General features: G+C 41.7%; 6 protein-coding genes. All 6 read right to left on the bottom strand.

Annotation, left to right across the window (positions count from 1 at the left end):
• Nucleotides 1-158 precede the first annotated feature (158 nt).
• Complete coding sequence (locus AC1DG9_RS17045) at nucleotides 159-1,301, bottom strand: TlpA disulfide reductase family protein (protein ID WP_288879089.1); 1,143 nt, start codon at nucleotides 1,299-1,301, stop codon at nucleotides 159-161.
• An 18-nt stretch (nucleotides 1,302-1,319) separates the two neighbouring features.
• Complete coding sequence (locus AC1DG9_RS17040) at nucleotides 1,320-2,741, bottom strand: PKD-like family lipoprotein (RefSeq protein ID WP_288879088.1); 1,422 nt, start codon at nucleotides 2,739-2,741, stop codon at nucleotides 1,320-1,322.
• 10 nt (nucleotides 2,742-2,751) lie between these two features.
• Nucleotides 2,752-3,579: a DUF4843 domain-containing protein gene (locus AC1DG9_RS17035; protein ID WP_477634937.1), complete on the bottom strand. Its 828-nt coding sequence runs from the start codon at nucleotides 3,577-3,579 to the stop codon at nucleotides 2,752-2,754.
• A gap of 17 nt (nucleotides 3,580-3,596) precedes the next feature.
• Entirely contained in the window at nucleotides 3,597-5,087 is a 1,491-nt protein-coding gene (locus tag AC1DG9_RS17030) for a RagB/SusD family nutrient uptake outer membrane protein (protein WP_288879087.1), read from the bottom strand.
• 32 nt (nucleotides 5,088-5,119) lie between these two features.
• Entirely contained in the window at nucleotides 5,120-8,524 is a 3,405-nt protein-coding gene (locus AC1DG9_RS17025) for a SusC/RagA family TonB-linked outer membrane protein (protein ID WP_477634936.1), read from the bottom strand.
• A 192-nt stretch (nucleotides 8,525-8,716) separates the two neighbouring features.
• Nucleotides 8,717-9,889: a FecR family protein gene (locus tag AC1DG9_RS17020; protein ID WP_288879085.1), complete on the bottom strand. Its 1,173-nt coding sequence runs from the start codon at nucleotides 9,887-9,889 to the stop codon at nucleotides 8,717-8,719.
• Nucleotides 9,890-10,052 lie beyond the last annotated feature (163 nt).

Here is a 10,052-nt window from a genome sequence, read left to right as displayed (position 1 = left end):
CAGCAGTAGTAGGAATACACCTGTAGTAAATGTTTTTTTTATAATGATCATTACCATTTTTGAAAGATACATGTTGATTTCGTCACGTATTGTGCATTTCTGCCCCGGGCAAAACCATAAAGGTATTGCCCGGGGCAGAAGGCAATTGCTGCAGTTGCTTAATTCAGCAATTCAGCTAGTTTCTTGTTCAGCGCCTCCCCCACCAGGTGACTGCCGATAATCTTTCCCTCAGGGCTGATCAGGAAATTTGCCGGAACACCCGAAATGCCGTACACTTTGCGGGCATCATTGTCCCAACCTTTAAGATCAGATACCTGTGTCCAGGTCAGGCCATCTTTCTTGATGGCATCCAACCATTTCACTTTGTCCCCATCTACAGAAACGCCTAGTATTTCAAAGCCTTTGCCTTTGAAAGCAGCATATTGCTTAAGCAGGTTTGGGCTTTCTGCCCGACATGGAGAACACCAGCTCGCCCAAAATTCTACCAGTACCAATTTCCCTTTGTAATCTGATAAGGAAACGAGCTTGCCATTTACATCTTTCTGTGTAAAATTTGGCGCAACGGCACCTAAAGCAGTCACCGTATGTGCATTTAATAGTTTATAAAGACCTTGTCCCCCATAAGACAGACGAAGTTCCTCACCAAGCTTATTAAAGATCGGCATGGCGATCGCTGATTCCAGATTGTAGCCACTTACCAATTCAGATAATGCCTGCAACGCGAAATAAGAGTTGGGGTTAGCTTTGGCAAACTCCAACATCTTTTCTCCACGTGATTTTCTGAAAGCCTGTACCTGTTTGTCCAATACTTTAAAATACATTGTGTCTTGCTGCTGTTCAGGCGTTGCCCTATTGATGGTAACATTCGCATTATGGTGCACAGTCATTACAGTAGGCCCCACCCGGTCATCAAAAGCTTTCATTTCATCATAAACCTTTGAACCTGTCCATTTTGCATTGTAGAGTGAATCTGCAGACGTAATGCTGATATCTTCCTTTCCGAAGTTGACATAGATCACATCCCCCAGTCCCTTGGTACCGTAAATTTCTTTGTCTCTGATGCCTTCACGCGAAAGCGTCATCCGCGAAGAAGCAATGCCTGCAATATTCCCTGAAAATTTAAATTTGCCATCAACCAATTCCACAGAATCAGTGCGACCATTGCCCTCAGAAGTATAATCAAGATAAATCTTCGCTGGTTTGTTTAAATTTCCTATTTTTCCTGTGATGGTAAAATTAGGCGTTTGTGCGGCCACTGCAACAGGTGCAAGGGCGGCAAGAATTAAAAATTTTAGTTTCATATGTTTTATAAGTTTTATTTATCGTACTGCCACATCTATCGGAGCACCTGGGATTCCTTCAATCTTTTTGATGAATGTTCCCAGTTTTCCGGTTGAAATATCCAGGTAGTAAATGCTACCTGCTACACCCACCATAATGGTTTCTTCATTTTCAGAAAGTCTGATCATCGTTACTTCCCCTCCACCAAAATCGGTTAACAACTCCCTTACATCTTCATTGATTGGGTTATATCTATATACTTTAGATCCTGAGCTAAGGTAGATGATTCCGTTTTTGGCACCTTGCCATTTGGTTTTCTCTGTGATGAGTTCCTGGCGAATAAAAAGGCGTTTTCTTAATGGGCTAAAGGTAAAAGGACCAGTAAATTTCACATTGAAAGAGAGCTCGTAGATTTTTCCCTCTCCACTTTTGCAATAAGCAAAGCAGTCGCTGCTGTTGAGCTGTTCCATATGAATCAGGTCCATCCCTACATTTTTCGGATCAAATATTGCAGTCGATTCAGAATCGTACTGCGTACCAAAATAGGTGGGCCCATTATATACGTTGAGCCTGACAAACTGTTTTAGATTGCGTTCGAATCCGATAAAATAGGTCCCCTGGTTTTGGTTAAAATTCATAATAAATGAAGGTGCGAGTTGATACTCGCCTTCGGCCGCGCTAAACATGCCATAAGTAGGTGATTGGTCCCAGGTATTGGTTGTTCCGTAGGTAAGTGCATTGCTGATCACACCGGCCAATATACCTTGAGGATGCTGTTTGAGCTGGCCAACCTCCAGTTTATCGGGCGCAGCAAAAAAATTATCAGCAATGGTGTTAGGGTATTTTGGATCTTCCTGCATAGTATTGGCATTTAATCGTATTCCACCACCTTTAGTGATGATCCAATAGCCAAGGAGTGTACCACCTGTAGTAGTATTTTTCATCAGGAAAAGATTCATAGGGTCTTTTGGTAGGTCTTTTCCTTGCATGGCCTGATACAGGCGCGCCTGCACTTCTCCGTCAGTCTTAATAAACGAGAACTGAGTGGTGCCGTTTTCCAAGCTCAATACAGCGGTACCTGAGCCGAATTCTGTACCCCCATCTACGAAGAAATCGTGGAAATATTTCATTCCGTTTGTCTTATTGTAAACAGTAAGGCGAGCTTCATACCTTTGGGCCTCCAGGCCAAATATGATTCTAAGTGCCGGCCCGATAAATTTTACATCGTTACCCGTCATCACGCTTATGCGCCATTGCAGTTCTATGTCATCTCCCTTTGTATTTTTTATAGTGGGCTTGATGATTAAACTATCTCCAACTACAGCAGTATAAACTGAATCAAGATTTGACACTTCTGGTGCAGCGGGCATATTGATTTCATAATCGCCCAAATCTTTATGACAGGCAGACAGGGCGATTATAGTCAATATTATTAATCCTATTTTTTTTCTAAGGCTCATCTTTATGTTTTTAAATAACTTCTTTTCCATTTTCATCTATGAAGTAATATTTTCCAGTCTGTGTATTTTTCCTCAGCAGCGTTTTTTTACTAGGATTTCCGGTATTGAAAAAATAATAACTATCCGAATTTCCAGGGGTTACTTCTTCCAACACATACCCCTTAGCCACATTCTTGGTAACCCAATTAAAAGGATTGTTCATCATGATGGTGAGCAAGCCAGTATAGTAAAGGTTTTTAGGTGCATCCAGGCCACCTTGAGAACCGGTGGTCATAGAAGTTTGACCGGTCGTGATGTAAAACAATTCGTGCTTGGTCCTTGAATAATTGGTCAGCCACGTATCCCACCAGTCTGGTTTTTCCAATTTGGCAGAAAATAYTACTTTAGCCCGCAGCATTGTGGGATTTTTTACACCAAAATCATCAGAAGCAATCAGCTTGATAATGATAGAAACCGATTTTTCTTCCAGAATCTTATCCTTGTTGTACATGATGACCGGAATATAGGCCGTACCCGCGTCCGCCGGCATGGTGTAAGTGCTTTTCAATGGCTGATAGTGTTGTTCGGGAATAGCTGTAGATGAATCCGATTCTACCCGTACATTGTACGTTCGGGCAACAGATGTTCTTATCCCTGACAGCCGGACAGGTAACAACAAGGTGTCCTGAGCTTTGGTAGGCGTATAGGCAAAGGTCCTGACAAGGCTATCTTTGTCACCATTGTATATATCGAAATAGACATTGGCTTCATTACTAAACACCATTTCTTCTGCTTTTTTGCAGGAGGCAATGGACAATAGTAGCAGGATGATGATGATATATGATTTTATAGTTCTCATAATTATGTTCTTATAAATTATCTGCCTCCGTAAACAATTTCATCATTCGGAAGTGGCAATACGAATATTTTATCTGAAGGCGGGATTGCACTTCCTGTTGGTGCAGCAATAGCTTTATTAAGTCGCTTGTACATGTAGAACATCTGGCCTTCAGCAAGCCATTCTTTGCGGGCTTCTTTTAATAATTCATTAATAAGACCGTCTTCCGAAGGAACTGTTAGCTGATTTTGAAATCCTCTGGCAGCACGTACTTCATTAAAGTATTTCAGCGATTGTACAGGATCTGTTGCATAGCTACATTCAGCAGCGATGTAATACATCTCACTTAGCCTTATTGCGGGTGCCATCAGGTAATGCAAGTTGGCATTTGCCTCTGTACTGAGCGAGTTTCTATTGTACTTTACAATGTCATACCACCTGCTGCTTACATCTGCCATTAGCGTAAGCCACTGTTTGAAGCGAAGGTCTTCTCCCCCAACGGTACCCGCTTCATAAATTAACCTTGCATCGTCTTCCAAAAGGAAGAAACCACGGGTACCACTTTTAAACCAGTTTTCTTTGATGTCTTTTGCAGAGCCGGGGATATACCAACCAAATAACAGTTCCTTGTAAAGGATACGGTCTTTTTTTGCTTCATCAAAAGCAATAAAATCGCTTTGTGCGGTCCAAGGGAATTTATCCGAGTCGATCACTTCCTTGGCATTTTTCAGTGCATTTACTTTATCATTTTTATAAAGATAAACCCGGGCCAGTGTCCCGCACACCGCGTAGTAGTTCAGGTGATGTCTTCTGTTCTGGAGGAACAATATTGGGGAGCTCTCTTCTGTATTTTTGGTTGTATCTGTGACCAGTGGGTAGTTGACTTTATATCCCGCGCTGCGAATGGGATCATTAGTCATTAAGGTTTTAGCTTGTTCCAGATCTTGAATCAACAGACCCATTACTTCGGTAACCGACGACATTGGCGTAACCTCCTTGGAGTATTTTTTTGCGAATGGTATTCCGGGAGCTGTTGGGTTTTTGAGGTAAGATGGGGCAAACAAACGCAACAGGTCGAAATGTAAATAAGCCCTTAGGGCTAAGGTTTCACCTTTAATCAATTCATAGTTTGATCCGGTAAATACATTTTTACGCTCATCGATATTACTCAATATCAAATTGCAATTGACAATGGCACTATACAGGCCGCTCCATATTTTGTCCTTACGTTCAATGAATTTTCCATTGGTGTAGTTGTACAAGGAAGTTTGTCTGTAGTCCTGTCCGTCCGTACCAATAGAAAAATTTTGGGCAAGCGCTTCAGTAGTTCCAAATGTCAGCTCTTTCCCATATAGGTCATGACTGGTGCTCTTGATGTATATTCCATTTAAAGCTTCCATGAAACCATTTTCGGTACTGAAAAGAACCGGAGCCGATATTTCTGATTCTGGCTGAACTTCCAGCCATTTTTTACAGGAACTCAATGAGCCCGCAAGTAAAATGAAACCGATTAACAACTTAATGTTCATATTTTTATATTTTATCTGTTAAATAGTAAGACCTAAAAAGTAGCGTTGACCGAAAAAGTGATGCTTCTTGCAAAAGGATAATCAATCCCTCTTTCCTGTTTAATCGAGGACCATCTTGTTACCTCATTGGCAGTTACGGCAAACCGTAAGTTAGACATCGACAGTTTTTTGGCATATTTCTGATCTATATCGTAGGATAAATAAAGCGACTGCAGATTAAGCAGATTATCCTTTTGAACAAATCTGGAATTTACTTCTGTAGTGCCTAAATCTGCGATGTTTTTGTAAAAGGTCAAGTCACCGGATTGTTTCCATTTTCCTTCAAATACCCGCTTATCTACATTGTACCTTGCATCTGCGTTCTCTACCCGATCGACCAAGGTCTGGTTGTACGTATCCCCTCCAAAGTAAGTCTCGAAATTAGCAGTAAGATTAAAGCCTTTATAGGTGAATGTTCCACCGAAATACCCATTGACCTTTGGATCGGCATTGCCTACCACTACGATATCTCTTTTGTCGTAATCGTAAGTAAGTGTCCCATCTCTTTTTACATAAAGCTCACGACCGTTTTCAGGATCTATACCTAAGGAACGTACTGCATAGATGGCATTGATGGACTGACCTTCATTATACCTCAACAAGGGTACTCCTTTGAAACCTCCATCCTTTTGATCTACTGATTGCAGTTCATCGGCTTTGTCATTGTATTTTTTCAGGGCGTTGGAAATCCTGACAATACGATTTCTATTGGCTACCATGTTTGCTGTCAGGTTTACCGACCAGTCTTTTCTGCGAATGGCATCCCATCTTATCCCCAGTTCAGCTCCTTTATTTTCCATATCCCCAAGGTTCTCTTTGTAAGAAAGGAAGCCCGTTGATGGGGGAAGCGTGATGTCTGCAAGGATATCTTTGGTAAATTTCCTGTAAACTTTAGGAGAAATGGTTAAACGGTCTTTAAACAGACCTAAATCTATACTGATATCGGTCATTAAAGTTTTTTGCCAGGAAAGATTTTCGTTGCCATAATTGTTCACTGTGGCACCGATACCGGTTGAATACCAGTTATCAGACGAGTAGTTGTAAGTCGTTCTGGAGAGATAGGGATCAAACAATACAGAGCCGGTAAGTCCCGTTGATACCCTCAGTCTAAGCTGACTGATGACACTGTTGTCTTTGAGGAAATTCTCGTTGTGAAGATTCCAGCCCAGTCCGAATGACCAGAAAGGCGCAAGTTTATTGTCCACACCAAATTTGGAAGAGCCGTCAATCCTTACGGTAGCATCCATCAGGTATTTGTTGTCATAGGAATAGTTCATGCTCATGAATGAGCCGAATAACCTGGACCGCTCAAGCCTGCTGTAAGGCCTTCCATTTTCTGCATATCCTTTCGCAAATCCGATGTTTGAAAACCGGTCATTGGCAAAACCCAAGGCAGTATACTCCTTGGCATCCGAGAGCTCGGTACGTATGTTTACACCGGCCATCACGTTAAAATAGCTTTTGGCTATTTGCTTTAGCCAGGTTAAGCGGATATTTCCGTCCCAATAGGTTTCTTTCCTGTTTTTGTTGGTATATTCTCCCTTTTCATCAATTTTTGCCGTTTCATAGAGGTAATATCTATTAGCAAGGGGAGAAATGAAGATGTCATCTGTATTTGAACGGCTTGTTAAACTCATCTGCCCCCTTAGTTTAAGGTCTTTCATTAGCTCCAGTTCAGCAGAAAGGTTATCGATGATCTCCATATAAGAGGATTTGTTAAAACTGCTCAGTTGTGCATCGTATAACGGGTTGAAAATATAGGATTTTTCACCTGCTGAATTTTCCCAGATATCTATCACCCGGTTAATGTTTCCATTTGCATCGGTCATCGGGTAGTAAGGGTTTGTTTTTACATAGTCCGCGAAATTGCCATAGGGAGATTCATTTCCCGTCACCTGAGTAATAGAAAGGTCATTTCTGAATTGAAATTTGTTGACATTATAAGTAAAGTTCATGCCCCCAGAATACTGGTCCCTTGCAGAACCTTTCATCACTCCAGGCCTGGTTTGGTACCTCAGGTCAACACCATAACGGAATGCCTGAGAACCACCTTCCAGATACACAGAGTGCTTCTGTCCGGCCGTGGTACGAACCGGCTGCGACAACCAGTAAGTGTTTACCCCTCCGATTACGTTTGCGAACTTATGATAATACAGTTCCTCTAAATGATCCTGAKGGATATTCTCGTGACTAGAGTCGTACAGGCCGGCAAGCACTTCATATCTTAGTTTATCTTCAGCATTTAGCACCTGATAATCACTCAGGTCTGCTCCGGTAACATTCAATTCGTAATTATAGCTCACCCGTAACTTACCCTCTTTTGGTGCTTTGGTTACAATAACCAACACGCCGTTAGCGGCCCTGGCTCCGTAGATGGCAGTAGCGGCCGCATCTTTTAGCAGGGTAACCGATGCCACACGGTTTACGTCCAAATCAAATACTTTTTGCACATCAACTTCATAGCCATCCAGGATAAATGCCGGCATGTTCACGCCACCCGAAATCGCATCCCTTCTCAATACTTCGCCATCACCACTTGGCAATGCCGAAGATCCACGTACATTAATGGAAGGTATTCTGTTTGGATTTGAACCTGCAAGATTGTTTTGCACAAGCCTGAATGACGGGTCAAAAGCACCTATACTCTGTAAAAGATTTTGAGGATTTATGGTTTTTAGCTGATCTCCGGAGATCGCTATAGCAGTGCCCGTAAAGCTATCTTTTTTTATGGCTTGATAACCGGTGATCACTACATCATTCATTTGAGTAACCTCATCTTCGAGTTCAATGTTCAGGAACTTCTTCTCTCCAACCTTTACCTCCTTTACCTGATAACCTACGTAAGTGAATAAAAGTACGTCTTCTGGTTGCGCAGCGATCCTGAATTCTCCGGCAGCATTGGTCTGGGTACGAATATTGGAATTCGACTTGAGCGACACATTCACCCCAGGCATGGGTTGCCTGGTTTTGCTGTCTGTCACCTGACCAGAAATCTCGACAAAGTTATTTTTTATGCTTTCTAAGGTTTTATTGCCGATCTGGTTCCTGATGACAATGGTATTGTTTATAATATTGAAGGTCAGACCCTGCTGTTCCAGCACGGCACTCAGGGCCTCACTAAGCGGTACATTTTTAAGTGCAACATGAATTTTCACACGGTTCACATTAACCTCTTCGCTGTAAAAAAAGAGATAGCCTGTTTGCTGTTTAATGTCCTGAAAAACAGTCTCAAGTGTGGTGTTACGTCTGGAAACACTTATTTTTTGCGAATAGCTTGCGGCGGACAAATGCATGGCGCCGATCAGTAATAAAATAGCAGTTAATTTCATCACTATAAGGAATTTGTACTTTACCCTCCGCATTTCGCACGCGGGGTTGTAAAGAAAAGTTAATTTCATACTTTTGGAATAGAATTAAGTGAATAAATAACAGCCCGGCCTCAACATCTGGCTGTTGACCTTTTTTTGAGCCGGAAGTGGTGAGACACTTTCGGCTTTTTAGTCCTGTGGTTCCTAGTGGTGGTGGTGTAGTTTTCTTATCATCTGATAAATGGTTTGTAGTTAAAAATTCGGTTAGTTTTGTATGGTGGTTTAGGGTTGTTCATTATTGGAAGGGTCATACGATACATATACCGTTTTGCCCTTTAAGTTCAGTTTTATCTGATTGAGCTCAAGGATTTTAAATACCTCAGAAAGTTTGCTGTTCCTGGATATGCCGCCGAAGAATTTCTTATCAGGAATAGCTCCGTTATATACTATCTTAATGTTATACCATCTGGAAATTTCGCTCATTACAGATTTCAGGTTATCCCCATCAAAAATGAACACGTCGTTGATCCATGCCATCTCCTTATCCAGATTAACCTGAGCGGTAGCAATGGAACCGGTACTTTCCCTGCTAACGCTGGCCTGCTGCCCGGGAAAAATAATTATATGGTGCTTTCCGGCTACAACTTTAACAGAGCCCTCAACAAGCGTAGTTTTGATTGCACTTTCATCTGCATAGGCCTCCACATTGAAATGCGTCCCCAAAACCTCTACTGTTTGTAAACCTGAAATCACCTTAAAAGGATGTTGAATATTTTTGGCAACTTCAAAATAAGCCTCGCCATGGAGGTCAACTACCCGCTCCCTCCCTTTAAATGAGGTCGGAAAGCTTACCGAAGAAGCTGCATTAAGTTTGATCCTGGAACCATCAGAGAGTACAACAGTATATTGACCGCCGTTTGGAGTGGTTATGGTATTCATTGCAGTTTCCTCAGTTAAATCTGGGCTGGCTGAAACCTGATAGATCACTTCTCCATTATCTTTTTTAGTGATGTTGATCCCCGACTGCTGTGCGACCTCTCCTGTTTTAACCTCGTTCAATACAATTTTATTCCCATTAGCTAGTGTAAGCACCGCTTTATTACTTCCAGGAACAACGGTACGATCCATTTGTGCTAGCAGATCATTTTTTTGCCGGTAAGAGACCAGATAAATTGCAACCGAAACAAGCAGCAGCGCAGCTGCGGCAGCGCCGTATTTCATCCAGCCATAACTTAGTTTTCGGACTCTCGGACGTTCAATTCGCCTGTCAATATTTGCTTTAATATCATCTCTTAATTCCGAAAACTGAGACTCGTTGTCACCATTAATCAGCCCGTCATTGACCTCAAACATATTGTAGTAAGACTCCAGGAATTTTATTTCCTCAGAACTAGCAGTTTGTTGTCTATATTTTTTAAGAATTTCTCTAAAATAGTTTTTGTAGGCGCTTTTCATGATCCGTTTTATACTTATATGAGTCGAAAAACTCAAATTAGCCCACGCGGTAAAAAAATTTTTATTTTTTCACATTACATCAATGAAGAAGCCGCTTTTTTACCGTGCCTGATAGTATAACATAACTGCATAAAAGAGCATTAACGATGTTCTGAGCTTATTC

It is taken from the genome of Pedobacter sp. 05L430 (assembly GCF_056397585.1).
Note: the sequence above shows the minus strand (reverse complement) of the source record. Positions and strands in the feature narration are given on the sequence as shown.

Bases quoted from the DNA above. Each gene is read 5' to 3' on its own strand.
- AC1DG9_RS17045 (WP_288879089.1), bottom strand. From the start codon at position 1,301: ATGAAACTAAAATTTTTAATTCTTGCCGCCCTTGCACCTGTTGCAGTG.
- AC1DG9_RS17040 (WP_288879088.1), bottom strand. From the start codon at position 2,741: ATGAGCCTTAGAAAAAAAATAGGATTAATAATATTGACTATAATCGCC.
- AC1DG9_RS17030 (WP_288879087.1), bottom strand. From the start codon at position 5,087: ATGAACATTAAGTTGTTAATCGGTTTCATTTTACTTGCGGGCTCATTG.
- AC1DG9_RS17020 (WP_288879085.1), bottom strand. From the start codon at position 9,889: ATGAAAAGCGCCTACAAAAACTATTTTAGAGAAATTCTTAAAAAATAT.